Annotated in this window: 14 protein-coding genes; 8 read left to right on the top strand and 6 right to left on the bottom strand. The window is 71.4% G+C overall.

The window, feature by feature from the left end:
- Positions 1–148 precede the first annotated feature (148 nt).
- On the top strand, positions 149–1429 hold the full coding sequence (locus L942_RS09005; RefSeq protein ID WP_051165824.1) for an MFS transporter: 1281 nt from the start codon (positions 149–151) through the stop codon (positions 1427–1429).
- Between the two features lie 8 nt (positions 1430–1437).
- Positions 1438–2754, top strand: a complete 1317-nt coding sequence (locus tag L942_RS09000; protein ID WP_200862750.1) for a carboxylesterase family protein — start codon at positions 1438–1440, stop codon at positions 2752–2754.
- 144 nt (positions 2755–2898) lie between these two features.
- Here the strand turns inward: L942_RS09000 and L942_RS08995 are convergent, their stop codons facing one another.
- The 5 genes from L942_RS08995 to L942_RS08975 form a co-directional block, all read right to left on the bottom strand.
- On the bottom strand, positions 2899–3699 hold the full coding sequence (locus L942_RS08995) for a nitrilase-related carbon-nitrogen hydrolase (RefSeq protein ID WP_037357373.1): 801 nt from the start codon (positions 3697–3699) through the stop codon (positions 2899–2901).
- The gene (locus L942_RS08990) at positions 3696–5147 is read right to left on the bottom strand and encodes an APC family permease (protein ID WP_063695738.1); all 1452 of its coding nucleotides are present in this window, start codon (positions 5145–5147) and stop codon (positions 3696–3698) included. Before L942_RS08990 ends, L942_RS08995 begins: the two co-directional genes overlap by 4 nt.
- 63 nt (positions 5148–5210) lie before the next feature.
- The gene (gene hisD, locus L942_RS08985; RefSeq protein WP_037357371.1) at positions 5211–6566 is read right to left on the bottom strand and encodes a histidinol dehydrogenase; all 1356 of its coding nucleotides are present in this window, start codon (positions 6564–6566) and stop codon (positions 5211–5213) included.
- Between the two features lie 110 nt (positions 6567–6676).
- Complete coding sequence (locus L942_RS08980; RefSeq protein ID WP_106964837.1) at positions 6677–7636, bottom strand: LysR family transcriptional regulator; 960 nt, start codon at positions 7634–7636, stop codon at positions 6677–6679.
- Between the two features lie 32 nt (positions 7637–7668).
- Positions 7669–8661 (bottom strand): nuclear transport factor 2 family protein, encoded by a 993-nt coding sequence (locus L942_RS08975; RefSeq protein WP_037357369.1) that lies wholly within the window; start codon positions 8659–8661, stop codon positions 7669–7671.
- 220 nt (positions 8662–8881) lie between these two features.
- Here L942_RS08975 and L942_RS08970 point away from each other — a divergent pair, with 220 nt between their 5' ends.
- Positions 8882–10219: an MFS transporter gene (locus L942_RS08970; RefSeq protein WP_037357367.1), complete on the top strand. Its 1338-nt coding sequence runs from the start codon at positions 8882–8884 to the stop codon at positions 10217–10219.
- Between the two features lie 39 nt (positions 10220–10258).
- On the opposite strand, the gene L942_RS08965 is transcribed toward L942_RS08970, so the two are convergent.
- Positions 10259–11251, bottom strand: coding sequence for a LacI family DNA-binding transcriptional regulator (locus L942_RS08965; protein ID WP_037357365.1), 993 nt, complete (start codon positions 11249–11251; stop codon positions 10259–10261).
- A 163-nt stretch (positions 11252–11414) separates the two neighbouring features.
- On the opposite strand from L942_RS08965, the gene L942_RS08960 reads away from it, so the two are divergent.
- Genes L942_RS08960 through L942_RS08940 form a run of 5 tightly spaced genes read left to right on the top strand, consistent with a single transcriptional unit; the run spans position 11415 to position 16067 of the window.
- Positions 11415–12557: a cupin domain-containing protein gene (locus L942_RS08960; RefSeq protein WP_037357363.1), complete on the top strand. Its 1143-nt coding sequence runs from the start codon at positions 11415–11417 to the stop codon at positions 12555–12557.
- Positions 12524–13261 (top strand): alpha/beta fold hydrolase, encoded by a 738-nt coding sequence (locus L942_RS08955; protein WP_235078980.1) that lies wholly within the window; start codon positions 12524–12526, stop codon positions 13259–13261. Before L942_RS08960 ends, L942_RS08955 begins: the two co-directional genes overlap by 34 nt.
- A complete protein-coding gene (hisD, locus tag L942_RS08950) occupies positions 13262–14563 on the top strand; it encodes a histidinol dehydrogenase (RefSeq protein WP_037357359.1) in 1302 nt (433 codons plus the stop codon).
- A complete protein-coding gene (locus tag L942_RS08945; protein ID WP_235078978.1) occupies positions 14560–15324 on the top strand; it encodes an SDR family NAD(P)-dependent oxidoreductase in 765 nt (254 codons plus the stop codon). The genes hisD (L942_RS08950) and L942_RS08945 overlap by 4 nt, the downstream gene beginning before the upstream one ends.
- Positions 15321–16067, top strand: coding sequence for an HpcH/HpaI aldolase family protein (locus L942_RS08940; RefSeq protein ID WP_037357355.1), 747 nt, complete (start codon positions 15321–15323; stop codon positions 16065–16067). The genes L942_RS08945 and L942_RS08940 overlap by 4 nt, the downstream gene beginning before the upstream one ends.
- Positions 16068–16076 lie beyond the last annotated feature (9 nt).

The raw sequence follows: 16076 nt of genomic DNA, 5'->3' as shown, positions 1-16076 counted from the left end.
GCCGGGCCCGCCTTTTTCGCCGGAAAGCCCGTCGCGCCAGGGTCTTGCCGTCCGGTGCGTCCGCGCGCATACTGGCACTCACTACAAATTTCGAGTGTCACTCGATTTTCATGTCGAGCGGCACCGGCCTCCGGACGCGAGGAGAGCCATGCCCGAATCACCCGTCCCCGCCAGAACAGCCGGGCCGCACGCCGGCCCGGCCCTTTCCTCCCGCGGGACCGCGCCGGCGCGGCTGCTGCCGTCGCTCGCGGTCAACACACTGGTCCTGTTCGCCACCTACTCCGGGCTGATCGGGGTGCTGCTGCCCAACCAAGTGGCCGCTCTGGACCCGGCGCACAAGGTCGCGAACCTTTCCCTGGTCACCACGGTTTCGTTCGTCTTCACCCTCTTCGCGCAGCCGATCGCCGGCGCGCTGAGCGACCGCACTCGCAGCAGGCTCGGCCGCCGCGCGCCGTGGATGCTCGGCGGCGCGGCCGTCGGCGCGGGGTTCCTGCTCGGGCTCGGCGGCCTGCACAGCCTGCTCTGGATCGCGGTCTTCTGGGTGGTCGTCCAGGTGGCGCTGAACGTGCTGCAGGGCCCGTTGTCGGCCGTGGTCGCCGACCGGTTCCCGCGCGAACGGCGAGGCATGGCCAGCGCGATGGTCGGCGTCGGCACCATGGTGGGCGTCAGCGGCGGCGTGCTGATGGCCGGGCAGGTCGCCGGGCACGTGGGCGTCGGCTACGCGGTCTTCGCGGTGGTGGTGCTGGTGGCGACCGGTGCCTTCGTCCTGCTCAACCCGGACGCGCCGACGCGGGGCGCGGCCCGGGAACCGTTCTCCTGGCGGCAGTTTCTCGCCGGCTTCTGGGTGAATCCCCGGCGGTACCCCGACTTCGCGTGGGCGTTCGCCGGCCGGTTCCTGTTCATTCTCGGCTATTTCGTGGTCTACGGCTTCCAGCTCTACATCCTCACCGACTACATCCGCCTGCCGCTGGCGACGGCGAACAAGACCATCGGGCTGCTCAGCCTCGCGAGCCTGGCGACCACGCTGGTGTCGATCCCGCTGAGCGGCTGGCTGTCCGACCGGCTGGGGCGGCGCAAGATCTTCGTGTACCTGGCGTCGGCGGCGCTCGCGGCCGGGCTGCTGGTGCCGCTGATCGCCCCCACGGTGACCGGAATGGTGGTGTCCGGCGCGATCCAGGGCCTCGGGTACGGCGCGTACATGGCCTGCGACACCGCTTTGATGACCGAGGTGCTTCCGGGCGGGGGCGCCGCGGCGGGCAAGGACCTCGGAATCCTCAACATCGCCACGAACATCCCGCAGGCGGCGAGTCCCGCGGTCGCCGGCCTGCTGATCACCGCGCTGGGCGGGTATCCCGCCCTGTTCGTCTTCGCCGCCGCGGCGGTGCTGCTGGCCAGCCTTGCCATCGCGCCGATCCGCACTGTCCGATGAGGAGTGTCATGACCGAGATCGTTACCCCGCAGGGCCGCTTGCGCGGCGTGCGTCGCGCAGATGGGTCGTATGCGTTCCTGGGTGTCCCGTTCGCCGAGCCGCCGGTGGGCGAACGGCGGTTCGGCGCTCCGGTGCCGCACCGCGGCTGGGACGGCGTGCGGGACGCCACCCGGCCCGGCGCGACGCCGCAGCGCCGTCAGCTGGCGGAGGTGACGCTGATCCCGGAACCGTCTGTCCCCGGCGAGGCCACGCTCAACGTCAACGTGTGCACGCCTTCGCCCGACACCGCCGGGCTTCCCGTGCTGGTCTGGATCCACGGCGGCGGCTTTGTCGCCGGATCGCCGGCGAGTCCGTGGTACGACGGGGCAGCGTTCAATCGCGACGGCGTGGTCACCGTGACCGTCTCCTACCGGCTGGGGTTCGACGGTTTCGGCTGGATCGACGGCGCGCCGGCGAATCGCGGCGTGCTCGACTGGTTGTGCGCCCTGGAATGGGTGCGCGACAACATCTCCGCGTTCGGCGGCGATCCCGGCCGGGTCACCATCGCGGGCCAGTCGGCCGGGGGCGCCGCGGTGCTCACCCTGCTCGGGCTTCCCGCGGCGCAGGAACTGTTCACCGCGGCGCACTGCCTGTCCGGGCCGGTCGCGCACATCACGGCCGAGCAGGCGGAGAAGTTCGGCCGGGCTCTGGCCGGGCGGCTTGGCGTACCGCCCACTCGCGCCGGTCTGTCCACAGCAGACGAGGCGCGAGTACTTGCCGCACAACGCGAACTGGCCCCGGTGGGCGAGCCGCCCGCCGACCCGGTGGCCGCGGTCAACGGCCTGGCGGACGGGCTGCCCCTCGGCCCGGTCATCGACGGCGACCTGATCAAATCGTCCACTGTGGACTCCTTGTGCGACGGGTGCGGCGCGGACAAACCGCTGGTGCTCGGCGCGACGGACACGAGTTCGCGTTCGGGTTCGCCCGAGCCCGCGACCGGCTGGCGGCGGTCCCGGCCGCGGATCTGCTGTCCGCGGCCGGTGTCCCGGACGCCGCCGGGTTCGTCGCGGCTCATCCGGAGCTGGACACCGCGGACCTGCTCGGCCGGTACGTCACCGACCAGCTGTTCGGCGTGGCGGTCGCCGACGTCGCCGACGCCCGGGGCGACGCTCCGACCTGGCTGTACCGCTTCGCCTGGCCGTCACCGGTGTTCGGCCAAGCGGTGCACTGCCTCGATGTCCCGTTCTATTTCGACTGCCTGGACGCCGAGGGGGTCGCCGCGGTCGCCGGCCCGCACCCGCCCCGCGACCTCGCCGACGAGGTGCACGGGGCGGCGGTCAACCTGATCACGACAGGCGATCCGGGCTGGCCGCGGACGGCAGGCAAAGTCCGGGTCTTCGGCCAGCCCTCGGGTTTCGGCGACGACACCTACCGCGCGGCCCGCGCCCTGCTCGCCGCCGGCCGGCGAGCGTAGCCGGGCGGCCACGCATTCAGCGCGACGGCCCGTACAGCTCGGTTCTGCGATCGCCGAAAAGGTGGTTCCGGGTGCTGATGTTCTTGTCCCGGGCGGAAGCGAGGTCGGTGTCCCACTCCGCGCGGCCGTCCGGTCCCGCGACGGCCGCGACCCAGCCGTCGTGCCCGACGATCGTCGTTCCCTCCGTCCACCGTTGGCCGCGTTCGGTTCCGGAGCGGTCGCAGCAGGCGATGGCGATCCGGTTGACGCGGGCGGCGGCCTGGGCGATGACGACTTCCGGCGGCCGTTCCCCCTCGGGCCGCTCGACGGCGGGCCAGTTGGTCGGGACGGCGATCAGGTCGGCGCCGTCGAGGGCGGCCCGCCGGGTGTACTCGGGGAATTCCAGGTCGTAGCAGATCATCACCGCGATCCGGCCGAAGCGGGTGGCGACGACCGGCGGCGGCTGGCTTCCCGGGGTGAAGAACAGCTTTTCCCGGTCCCACAGGTGGGTTTTGCGATAATTCGCCACGACGCCAGTGGCGTCGAGCAGAACCGCGCTGTTGTACAGCACGCCCCCGGGGCCGCGTTCGGCATACCCGCAGACCACCACCGAGTCGCCGTCGATCGCCGCGGCCCACTCGCCGATCTTCGGGTCGTCGGGGCGAATCGCGCATTCCGCGGCTTCGGCGGCCGACTCGAACACATACCCGCTCGTGGCCAGTTCCGGCAGGACGAGAAGATCGGCCTTCGTTTCGGCGATCGTGCGGACGATCTGGCGGTGGTTCGCGTCCAGCTCGCCGACCCGCGGAGCGAGCTGGACGCAGCCGATCCGGGTCATTCGCTGTCTCCCTGGTCGGCGATCCGGGTGCGGACCCGGTCGGCGAGACCGGGAACCGCGGCCACGACGACGGTGGCGACGAGGAGAACCGCGAGAATGATGTACGGGAAGAACCGGTACGGGCCGGACACGCCCACCACGTTCTTGAAGATCGTGTACGCGATGAAGGCGAGGGCGAGCACTGGGACGACCGCTTGCCAGCGGGGTGCTTTCGGCCGGCCGCCGAGGAAAAGGAACCGGAACGCGCCGGCGGTGGCCATGGCGTAGGCGACCAGCAGGGAGATGGTTCCGATGGTGAGCCAGTAGAAGGTGGCGTCCAGGACGCCGGTCCCGGCCAGTCGTTGCCCGACGGCGAAGCAGAGGATCAGCAGGCTCGTCACGACGATCGTGCCGACCGGTGCTCCGCGTTTGGTCAGCCGCACGACCGGACCGGGCACTCCGGCGTCGCGAACCAGCGCGTAGCCGACCCGCGCCGCGCCGTTGACCGTGCCGAGAGTGATCGCGAACAGGCTCACGCTGGCGACCAGGTTGAGCAGGACGCCCATCGCGCTGCCGAGGTACTGCGCGGCCAGGTCGCCGTACGGATCTTCGGCCGCGGCGAAGGCTTTCACCCCGGCCGGCCCGGTGCCGTAGCCGAGGGCCTGCCCGACGATGGCGAGCAGGAAGAACGCGCCGACCACCACGATGGTGATCTTCAGCGCCCGGGGGATCTCCCGCTTCGGGTTCATCGTCTCCTCGCCGAGCGACGCGGCGCCTTCGAACCCGGCGAACGCGAGGAACCCGAACACCGCGGCCCCGGCGATCGTGCCCACTCCGGTGCCGGCGGGCAGGTGCAGGAAATTCCAGCTGAAGGTCTGCCCGTGCGGGCCGTGGCCCGCCGCGACCCGCACGATGATCACGATGCTGAGCAAGCCGACCAGCGCCGCCCCGGCCAGCTCGCAGATCAGCAGGATCCGGGTGATGACGCGGATTTCGCTCAGCGACAGCGCGACCACCAGCACGAGCGCGACCAAGGCGGTCCAGATCCATTCGGTCGCGCCGGCCCCGGCGAGGCCCAGCTGGCCGAGGACTTTGTTGAAGAACAACGCGATCTCGATGGTCGAGCCGGTGCCGATGGTCGCGTACGCGGTGAACAGCGCCGCGCCGGCGACGAATCCGGCGCGCGGGCCGAGCGTGCGGCCGACCAGTGCGTAGACGGACCCGGTGTGGGAGATGTGCTGCGAGAGCTTGACGAATCCATAGCCGACCAGCGAGACGCCGAGGATGGCGAACACGAAGGCCCAGGTGGCGCCTTCGCCGAGCAGGCCGGCCGCCCCCACCCCGAGCAGCGCCATGGCGCCGACCGGGCCGATGAGTCCCACGGAGAACGCGGCCGCGTCCGTGACTTTGAGCTCTCGGCGCAGTCTTTCCGGTGCGGCGGCTTGGTTTCCGTTGGCGGGTGCGGACATGTCCATCAGCCTCTGTCTTGTTTCGGCGCCCGGGAGGGGGCGGGGTGGGCCGGGAAAACGTGCTCAGTTCCGGTCGACGGCGGGAGTGCCGGCGAACGCGCCGGAGTGGCGGCCGATGTGCTCGATGCGGAGGGTGGCGGTGGCCTCGTGCGCGGCCAGGCCCTCGAAGGCGGAAATCCGTTCCACGGCGGGCGCCAGCGCCGCGGTGCCTTCCTTGGCGGCCCGCTGGTAGGTGAGCGGCTTGAGGAATCGCGACACCGACAGGCCGGCGTTGTAGCGGGAGGTCTTGCCGGTCGGCAGGACGTGGTTGGTGCCCGCGATCCCCTTGTCGGAGTAGGCGACGGTGCTCCACCGGCCCAGGAACAGCGAGCCGTAGTTGCTGAGCGTCTTCAGGTAGTAGTCGTCGTCCGCGGTCTGGATTTCGAGGTGCTCGGGCCCCCAGACGTCGCTGACCGCGGCGGCCTGGGCGGCGTCGCGGGCCACGACGACCGAGCCGAAGTCGCGCCACGCCGGACCGGCCACCTCGCGGGTGGCCAGCGTCGCCAGGCGGCGGTCGATCGCGGCGACGACCTGGCGGCCGAACTCCTCGGACGTGGTGACCAGCGCGGCCGGCGAGTTGGGGCCGTGTTCGGCCTGCCCGAGCAGGTCGGCGGCGACCCAGTCGGGGTCGGCGGTCTCGTCGGCGATCACGGCCACTTCGGACGGTCCGGCGAGCAGGTCGATGCCGACCTGGCCGAACAGCTGCCGCTTCGCCTCGGTGACGTAGGCGTTGCCCGCGCCGACGAGCATGTCCACCGGTGCCTCGTCCAGCAGTCCGAACGCCATCGCGCCGAGCGCCTGCACGCCGCCGAGGGCGAAAACCCGGTCCGCGCCGGAAAGGTAGGCGCCGTAAAGCACCGCCGGGTGCGCGCCGTGTTCGCCGGACGGGGGAGTGCACGCGAGAACGGACGGCACGCCCGCGGCCTTCGCGACGCCGACCGTCATGAACGCGCTGGCCAGCAACGGAAACCGGCCGGCGGGCAGGTACGCGCCGACCCGGCGGACCGGCACGTAGCGCTGCCCGCAGACGACCGAGTCGGCCAGTTCGATCTCGAAATCGGCCAGGTGTTCGCGCTGGGCGGCGGCGAACCGGCTGGTGCGCTCGTAGCCGAGTTCGAGGGCCGCGCGCAGGTCGGCGGGCAACTGGTCGCCGGAGCGGCGCAGCTCGTCCCGGTCGAGCTCGAGCGAGCCGGTCCAGCCGTCGAGGTCCTCGGAATACTGGCGGACCGCGGTCAGGCCGCGGCGCTCGATGTCGCGCAGCATTTCGCTGACGCGTTCGACGACGCGCGGGTCGCGCTGGGCAGGCGGGCCGTCCACGGCGGGCTTCTTGAGCCAGGTCAACGGGCCGAGCTGGGCGGCTTCGGAGGGAGTGATCTGCATGGCACGAGACGGTAAGCGCGATTCAGCCAACGGACCAGAGGGTGCGATCCTGACCGAGCCATTGGGCTGTCCGATGCCTCCGCGCGCCGATCCGTCCAAACCGGACAGTGCTAGCCGCGCGGACGTTTGGGGCGCGCGGCCGGGCCGCGGGCGTCGCTGACCGCGTCTTCGGCCAGCCGGGCCAATTCCCGCGTGGCGCGCGACAACGGCCGGCCGCGCTTGCGCGCGATCGCGATCGTGTCGAAGAGCGGCTCTTCGAACGGCGCGGTGTGCAGTCCCGGCGGAAAAGCCGCGCTGCGGACCACGGCGGTGCTGGCGATCGTGTCGCCGGCCCCGTCCGCGACCAGCTTCAGCGCGGCTTCCACGTGCTCGATCTCGAAGATCGGTTCGATCCGCACGCCGGCGAGCTGCGCCCGGTCGGCGAGCTGCCGGCGGGTGGGATCCCGCCAGCCGTAGCGGGCGTCGTAGAGGACCAGCCGCGCGGCCGCGAACTGCTGGATGCTGACCGGTTTCGCGGCCGCGGCCGGGTCGGCGCTCACGTAGCGGACCTCGTCCCGCATCAGCGGGGTGATGTCCAGGCCCTCGTCGTCGACCGGGAGCACGATGAGCCCGGCCTCGATGTCGCCGGCCCGGATGGCGTCCGCGGTCTCCGCGGAGTTCTGCCCGACCAGCCGGACCTTGACCGACGGATACCGGCGGTGGAAGGTCTGCGCGAGATTGCCGAGCAGGTAGTAGTCCGCGTTGCGGAGGACCCCGAAAGTGGCGGTTCCGCCGCCCAGCGAGCCGAGCGACCGCACCGCCCGGACGCCTTCGTCGGTCGCGTGGACCGCGCGGCGCGCGAACGGCAGCAGCTCCTCGCCGGCCGCGGTGAGCGTCAGCCGGCGCGCGCCGCGGTGGAAGAGGACCGCGTCGAGCTCTTCCTCGAGCCGACGGATCAATTCCGACATCGAGGCCTGGGAAATCTCCAGCTGGACGGCGCCCTGGGTGAACGAGCCCCGGCTTTCCGCCGCGACGAACGCCCGCAGCTGGTTCAAGGTCACCCGGTCGCCGTCCCGGGACTCCTGCTCCATCGGCCGATCCTAAGCGGGCGCCGCCGGCGGGGTCAGTAGATGTTGGTGTCGGCGAAGGAGCTCTCGTGGCTGTTGATCTGCGCCCGGAGCGAGATCTGGTCGAACACCCGGACCTCGCGCACGATTCGCCCGTTCTGCACGAGGAATTGCGACACGCCGAGCAGTTCGACCGGTTTGCCGGTCAGCGGCCCGAAATCGGCGACCCCGCGGTAACTGCCGCGCATCACCCAGAGCACCGCGACGCGCAGCCCGGCGTAGCGCGCGGCGTGGTTGGCCTGGACGTCGCGGATCTCGAACCGGGCGTCCGGGAACGGTGCGATCTGGGCGAGCAGGTCCTTTTGGTACCCGTCCGGCCGGAGCACCGTCCGGTCGCCGACGGTGTGCAGGAACAGGTCCCGGTGCATGTATTCGCCGACCTTGTGCAGCCGCCGCGCGTTCCAGACCTCGTCGACGAATTCCAGCACCATTTCGCATTCGGGCCGGTATTCGTCCGCGCGCGGACCGCTGTCGCCCGCGGCGAGGACGTCGGCGGGCGCGGGTTTCGTCATCGAGCCTTCGTAGCCGCGGAAGCGCAGCCCGCGCGCCACTTCGGCCGGATCGAGCCCGAGCTGCAGGCAGTCGGCGAGGTCGTCCCGGACGACCCATTCCTCGACCATCCGCCCGCGCCGGTACAAGCAGTTCGCGATGGTGCGTTTCCGGATCGGCACCGGGCGGCCGTCCACAACGTGGGTGTCGCTGGAGAAGACGAGGTGCGAGCTGAGGAAGGCGTCGTCGCCGCGGGCTTCCCACACGACGTCCTCGGCCTGGCCCACGTGCTGCGGCACCTGCGCGATCCGCATCAGGCTGCCCTCGATGACGCCGTCCCGCCCGGTCACGGTGCCGAGGCCGCCGTGCACAATCGAGTCGGGTTCGTAGTTGTCGACGATGTAGGAGATGTCGCGCTGCACCCAGATCCGGTCGGTGACCTCGCGGATGAAGTCGTCCGGGTCCTCGTACGGCTGGTAGGCGACCGGATCGAGCGGCATGGCGGTTCCTTTCTCGGCGGGACTGGCGGGGAGCACTGTATCCGTATGCATTGCTGGCGGCAAGGGCGGTGCCCGGATCCGCTGCCAGGCTGATCTTGCGGGCGCTACCTCGGGAAAATTGGTGATCGCGGCGGCCTTGACCCGGTGACCGAGGCCACTTAAGTTGCCATCCATACGTATGCAGACGGCCGAGCCGTTGTGAGACGCCACTGGAGGTGTCATGTCCACCGTCACGCCGACCGCAGCCGCGTCCGCTGAGGCGACCGGACGTCGAAAGGAGATCCGCCGGGTCATCCTCGCCGGCAGTATCGGCAACTTCGTCGAACAGTTCGACTACGGGCTCTACGGCTATCTGGCCCCGGTGCTCGCGGGCTCGTTCTTCCCGGCGAGCGATCACACCGCCAGCGTGCTGAGCGCGTACGCGGTGATCGCGATCGCCTGCCTGGTCCGCCCGTTCGGCGGGACCGTGCTCGGCCGGTGGGGCGATCGGCTGGGGCGCAAGAAGGTGCTGCTGTGGACGGTGCTGTTCATGGGCGTGTCCACGGCGGCGATCGGCGTGCTGCCCACCTACGGGCAGATCGGGCTGGCGGCTCCGCTGATCCTGCTGGTGCTGCGCGTGCTGCAGGGCATGGTCGCGGGCGGCGAGTACGTCGGCGCGGTCGCGTTCGTGGTCGAATGGGCCGAGCCGCGCCGGCGCGGGTTCTACACGTCGTTCGCGTCGAACAGCTGCTTTTTCGGCATTCTCGCCGGAGCCGGCACGGCCGCGCTGATGAGTGCCTTGTTCAGCGACGCGGCGCTGCACAGCTGGGCCTGGCGGATCCCGTTCCTGGCGGTGCTGCCGTTGTGCGCGATCGGGGTGTGGCTGCGCAGCCGGCTCGACGAGACGCCGGAATTCGTCGCCGCCACCGAGCACGGGACGAACGTGGTCGAGGCGCCGTTGCGCGAGGCGCTGCGTTCCCAATGGCGGCCGATCCTGGTGTTCTGCGGCGCGTCGATCATGCTCGCGATCCTGTCCTACGCCTGGGTCACGTTCTATCCGGAATACCTGTCCGAAACGCTGCACCTGTCGAAGTCCGCCGCCTGGCTGTCGAACGCCGTCTCGGTCGCGGTGCTGATCCCGCTGCTGCCGCTGGCCGGCGCGCTGTCGGACCGCATCGGGCGCAAGCCGATGCTCGTCACCGGGGCGGTGTGCTGCATCGTGCTGGTGCCGCTGGCGTTCCGCGTCGGCCAGGCCGGCACCTTCGGGGCCGCGGTGGCGAGCCAGCTGATCTACCTGGTCCCGGAGTTCTTCCTGACCGGCATCGTCACCGTGTGCGCGGCGGAGATGTTCGCGACCCGCACCCGGTTCAGCGCGAGCTCGATCGCCTACAACTGCTCGTTCTCGATCTTCATGGGCATCACGCCGTTCGTCGCGACCCTGCTCGTGGAACAGTTCGGCACGATCTACGCGGTCTGGGCGTACCTCGCGGCCGCGGCGGTGCTGGCGCTGGTGGTGATCACGGTGTTCATGAAGGAGACCTACCGCAGCGACCTCTCCGCGGACAAATACGCGCGGTGAGCCACCGGGCCTCCGCCGCCGGTGCGCCGGCGGCGGAGGTCAGCGCGGCGCGTGCGTTCCCCGGGGCACCAGAGACGGCGCGAACACCTTGCGCCGCGGGGGTTCGGTGGCGCCGGCGAGGCGTTCGACCAGCAGGTCCGCCGCGGCCTTGGCCATGCCGTCCAGGTCGTGGCGGACCGTCGTCAGGTCGAACGTCTCCCAGGCGGCCATCGGCAGGTCGTCGAACCCGATCACGGTCAGGTCGCCGGGGATGTCCAGGCCCAGCCGGCGCGCCGCGTTGATCGCGCCGATCGCGATGACGTCGTTGCCGCAGAAGACCGCGGTGGGGCGCGGGCCCTCGGACATCAGGTCGAGCAGCCCGTCGTACCCGGTGCCGTAGTCGAACGGGCCCTGGCGGACCCGGTGGCGCGGCAGGCCGACGCCCGCCTCGGAAAGGGCGATCCGGAAGCCGAACTCCCGGTCGCGTCCGGTGGTCGTGTCGCCCGGACCGCCGATCAGGGCGAGGTCGGAATGGCCCAGCCGCAGCAGTTCTTCGGCGACCAGCCGCCCGCCCGCCTCGTTGTCGACGACCGCCGCGTCCGCGTCGCCGCCGCCGGTTTCCCGGTTGAGGAAGACGAACGGGAGCCCGCGGCGGGCGAGCTCGCCGGGCAGCGCCGAGCCGATCACCGCGGTGGTGAGCACGACCCCGTCGATCGACCGGTCGAGCAGCCGCTCGGTCTCCAGCGCGGCCTCGCTGCGCTCGGCGAAGAGCATCATCCGGTAGCCGTGCTGTTCGAGCGTGTCGTGCAGCGGGCCGATCAGGTGCGGGTAGAACGGGTTGGTCAGGTCCGTGACGACCACTCCGACGCAGTGCGTCGACCGGGTGGCCAGGCTCCGGCCCGCTTCGCTCGGCACGTAGCCCAGCGCGTCGGCGGCCTCGCGCACCCGGACCCGGGTGGCCTCGGAAACCCGGTGGTCCCCGCGCAGCGCCCGGGAGACGGTCGGCTGCGACACCCCGGCGAGCCGGGCCACGTCGTGACTCGTGATCGGCATCGGCTCCTCTTCCGCGCAACGGCCAGTGCATACGAATCCTAGCCGAAATTCCGAATCGGCCTCGACCGGCTCCCCGGAAAGCCGGACGCTGGAGCGTCTTGACAGGAATCCGTCGCGATGGTCGTATGCATACGTATAAACAACCAGGTTTCGGAGGGGTGCCATGAGTGCCGACGAAGGGCCGGTGCCGGCCGGCGAGCTGGCCCGCCGGACGATCCGGCGGGCGGATTTCGTGTCCTGCGACCAGGCGTTCATCGACTGCCGGACGCCGGGGTCGGACCGCAAGGAGAACTACTCGATGATCGGACCGGGGGTGACCCAGAACCCCGGCCAGGTGGTGAACCTGCGGGAGCCGCACGGGTTCAACATCGGTGCCGCCGCGATGCCGCACGGCATCACCAACAACCTGCACCTGCACTTCACCGCGGAAGTGTTCCTGTGCTTCCGCGGCGAGTTCCTGCTCCGCTGGGGCGCGGACGGCGACGAGGGCGAACTGGTGCTGCGCGAGGGCGACATCGCGTCGATCCCGACGTGGATCTTCCGCGGGTTCACCAATATCGGCCCGGACGACGGCTGGCTGTTCACCGTGCTCGGCCACGACGACACCGGCGGCATCATCTGGGGTCCGTCGGTGCTGCGCGAGGCCGCGGGCCACGGCCTCTACCTCACCGCGGACAACCAGCTGGTCGACGCCCTTGCCGGGGAAGAGGTGCCCGACCCGGCGGAGCTGATCCAGCCGATGGCCCCGGCGGACATCGCGGCTTTGCCGTCCTACGACGCGGCGAAGCTGCGTCGCCGGGTCGCCACGAGCGACGACCTGCAGTGGTCGAGCCGCGCTCTGCTGGGCACCGCGGTCTCCGGCGGGCGCGTGGAATTGGCCCCGGTGATCGGCTTCGGCATGACCGAGGACCGCGACCAGGAGCCGCGGGTCTACCACCCGCACGGGCACAACATCGCGTGGCTGCGCGCGGAGCCGGGCGAGGGCGTTCCCCTGCACCGGCACGACGAGACGCAGGTGCTGCTGGTGAAGGACGGCGAATGGGAGGTCACGCTCAACCGGCACGACGAGGTGAGCGTGCGCCTCGGCCCGTGGGACATGGTTTCCGTGCCGCGCGGTGCGTGGCGCAGCATCCGCAACGTCTCCGGCGAGCGGGCGACGCTGCTGGTGGTCAACGGCGGCGACGGCCGGGTCCGGCTCGACTGGGACGACGAGGTCGTCAAGGCGGCGGCCGACGCCGGCGTGGGCCGGGACCACAACGGCTACCTCGCGCCGTGGCATCTGCTGCCCCGCGCGGCCGGCCGGTGACCGGGCCGCCCGTGGTGCTGGTCCCGGGAATGCTGTGCGACGCCGAGGCGTGGGCGGACGTGCGGCCGCGGCTGCCGGGGCCGGTGGTCGACGCCGAGATCACCGCGCCGGACATCGGCGGGATGGCCGAGCAGATCCTGGCCGCGGTCGAGGGGCCGTTCGTGTTCGCCGGGCTCAGCCTCGGCGCGATCGCCGGGTTCGAGGTCGCCCGCCGGGCGCCGGAGCGGCTCCTCGGATTCTGCGCCGTCTCGACCAACGCCGCCGCGCCGACCGCTGAACAGCTCGCTGCCTGGGCCGGATTCGACCGCCGCACGCGCGCCGGCGAGTTCGATTCGGTGGTCGCCGACGAGATCCTGCCGACCATGTTCGCCGGCCCGGATCCGGCGCTGCACCGGCGTTTTCTCGCCATGGCGCGGCGCGTCGGCCCCGCCGCGTTCCGCGCCCAGCTCGCCGCGCAGGCGACCCGGCGCGACGCGTACGCCGCCGTCGCGGGCCTGTCCTGTCCGATGCTCGTGGTTTCCGGGGAGCGGGATCGCTTGTGCCCGCCCGGATTCCACCGCTCGATCGCCTCGCGAGCGCGAAACGCGTCGCTGCGGGTGCTCCCGGAAGCCGGGCACTTGCTGACGTTCGAGGCTCCCGGTGCCGCGGCGGCGGTGCTGGGCGACTGGCTGTGCGGTCTTTCCCTGCTCTCGAAGGAGTCCTGAATGCCCAAGACCTTGAAATCCGCTGTCCCGGCCGAGCAGGTCGCGGCCGAGCGCACCGACGTCGGCGACCGGGTCCGCGCGCTCGTCGCCGACATTCGCGAACGCGGGGACGCCGCGGTCCGGGAGTGCTCGGCGAAGTTCGACGCGTGGTCGCCGGAGTCGTTCCGGCTCTCGGCCGACGAGATCGAAAAGATCGTCTCCCGCGTTCCCGGACAGGTGCTCGACGACATCCGGTTCGTCCAGGACCAGGTGCGCACCTTCGCGCGACGGCAGCGGGAATCGTTGCTGGAGTTCGAGATCGAGACTCTTCCCGGTGTCCACTTGGGACAGAAGCACGTTCCGGTCGCCGCCGCCGGCGCCTACGTGCCCGGCGGCCGGTACCCGCTGACCGCTTCGGCGCACATGACGATCGTGACCGCGAAGGTGGCCGGAGTGCCGCGGGTCGCCGCCTGCACGCCGCCGATCCGCGGGGAAGTGCCGGACGCGACCGTCGCCGCGATGCATCTGGCCGGAGCGGACGAGATCTATCTCCTGGGCGGGGTGCAGGCGGTGGCCGCGATGGCGGTCGGGACCGAGACCGTCGGGCGCGTCGACCTCATCGCCGGCCCGGGCAACGCCTATGTCGCGGAGGCCAAGCGCCAGTTGTTCGGCGAGGTGGGGATCGACCTGTTCGCCGGTCCGACCGAGGTGCTGATCGTCGCCGACCGCACGGCCGATCCGTTCGTCGTCGCGGTGGACCTGTTGTCCCAGGCCGAACACGGGCCGGATTCCCCGGCAGTGCTGATCACCACTTCCGAGGACGTCGCTCGCGAGGTGCTGGAGCACGTCGAGGCGCTGCTGCCCGGGATGCCGACTCGCGATTTCGCCGGCCCGGCTTGGCGCGACCACGGGGAGATCCACGTCGTGGACGACCTCGAGGAAGCGTTCGCGCTGGCGGACAGCTACGCGTTCGAACACGTCCAGGTGCTGACCGAGCAACCGCGTCAGGCGTTGGAGAAGATGCGGGACTACGGCGCGCTTTTCCTAGGCCCGGGCACCTGTGTGTCCTACGGCGACAAGGTGATCGGCACCAACCACGTGCTGCCCACGCGCGGCGCGGCGCGGTACACCGGCGGGCTTTGGGTGGGGAAGTACTTGAAGACCGTGACCTATCAGGAGGTCACGAGCAGCGAGTCGAGCGTGTTGCTGGGCGAGGTTTGCGGACGCGCGGCGCGCGTGGAGCTTTTCGAAGGGCACGCCCGCTCCGGCGACGTGCGCGCCGTCGAATTCCGGCGGGGAGAGCTTTCGTGGAACCCGGCGTGACGGGCCGGCTCGCCGGGCGCACCGCGCTGGTCACCGGCGGCGGAAACGGGTTGGGCCGGGCGATCGCCGGCGCGCTGTCGGACGCCGGTGCGCGCGTGGTGGTCGCCGGGCGGCGGAAGGAAAACCTCGAGGAAACGGTGGCGGCGCTGCCCGGGCCGGGCCGGGCAGCGGTGTGCGATGTGGCGGATCCGGACTCAGTGGCCGCGCTCGCCGCCGAACTCGCCGACGAGGAGATCTCGGTGCTGGTGAACAACGCCGGGGTCGCCGGTCCGGTCAAGCCGCTCGTCGACGTCGAGCCGGAGGAATGGGACGAGGTCTTCGGCGTGAACGTGCGCGGGGTTTACCTGGTCTGCCGGGCGTTTCTGCCCGCGATGGCGGCACGGGGCACGGGCGATGTCGTCAACATCGCCTCGGTGAGCGGGAAACGTCCGCTGCTGCGCCGCACTCCGTACTGCGCGTCCAAAATGGCCGTGCTCGGCCTGACGGCCACGCTCGCCGGCGAGGTCGGACCGCAGGGCGTGGCGGTGAACTCGTTGTCGCCCGGGCCGGTCGAAGGTCCGCGGATGGAACGCAATTTCCGGCTGGAGGCAGAACGCACCGGCGTCAGCTACGACGAGGCGGAGCGAGCGTTCACGAGCCGTGCCGCGCTGGGCCGGATGGTCACCGAGGAGGAAGTGGCCGCCGCGGTGCTCGCGATGCTGGCGATGCCGGGCCTGTGCGCGGCCGACATCGACCTGTCGGCCGGGATGGTGGCGCGGTGAGCACGCTGAAACAACGACTGCGGTCCGGGGAACGGCTCCTCGGCGGGCTGCTGCGGCTGCCGGCCGAGACACTGGTCGAGATGGCCGGAGTGGCCGGGCTCGACTTCGTCGTGCTCGACTGCGAGCACGGGCCCGCGGACCTGGTGCCGCTGCAGCAGCACGTCGTCGCGGCCCAAGCGCACGGGCTCGGCGTCCTGGTCCGGGTGGGAGCGAACGAACCCGCGCTGGTGCTGCGGGTGCTCGATCTCGGCGCGGACGGGGTGATCGTGCCGCACGTCGACACCGTGGAACAGGCCCGCGCCGCGGTCGAGGCCGCACACTATCCACCGCTCGGCAAGCGGGGGTTCGCGACCTACAGCCGGGCCGGCCGGTTCGGTGCCCGCAGCGGCGCCGAGCACCTGGAAAAGGCGGCGGAAACGACCGTCGTCGTGCCCATGCTGGAGACCCCGGAAGCCTGCGCGGCCGCCCCGGAAATCCTCGCGCTCCCGGGGATCGATTCGGTTCTGGTGGGGCCAGCCGACCTGGCCGTGGCGCTCGGCCTGCCCGGCGGCGCCGCGGAACCCGCGGTCGGGCAAGCGATCGCCGCGGTCTCGGCAGCGGCGGAGTCCGCGGGCAAGCCGATGACGAGCATCGTGGGCACCCGGGAACAAGCTCGGCGCTCCCCGCCGGGGGCGGTGATCTACAACCTCGCGCACGTGCTGCTGCACACCCTGACGGACCTCGCCGAGAAGCCGTCGGGTTGAGCGCTCGCG

This window comes from Amycolatopsis orientalis DSM 43388, assembly GCF_000411975.1.
GTDB lineage: Bacteria > Actinomycetota > Actinomycetes > Mycobacteriales > Pseudonocardiaceae > Amycolatopsis > Amycolatopsis orientalis_D.
This window is presented reverse-complemented; position numbering and strand designations above follow the sequence as displayed.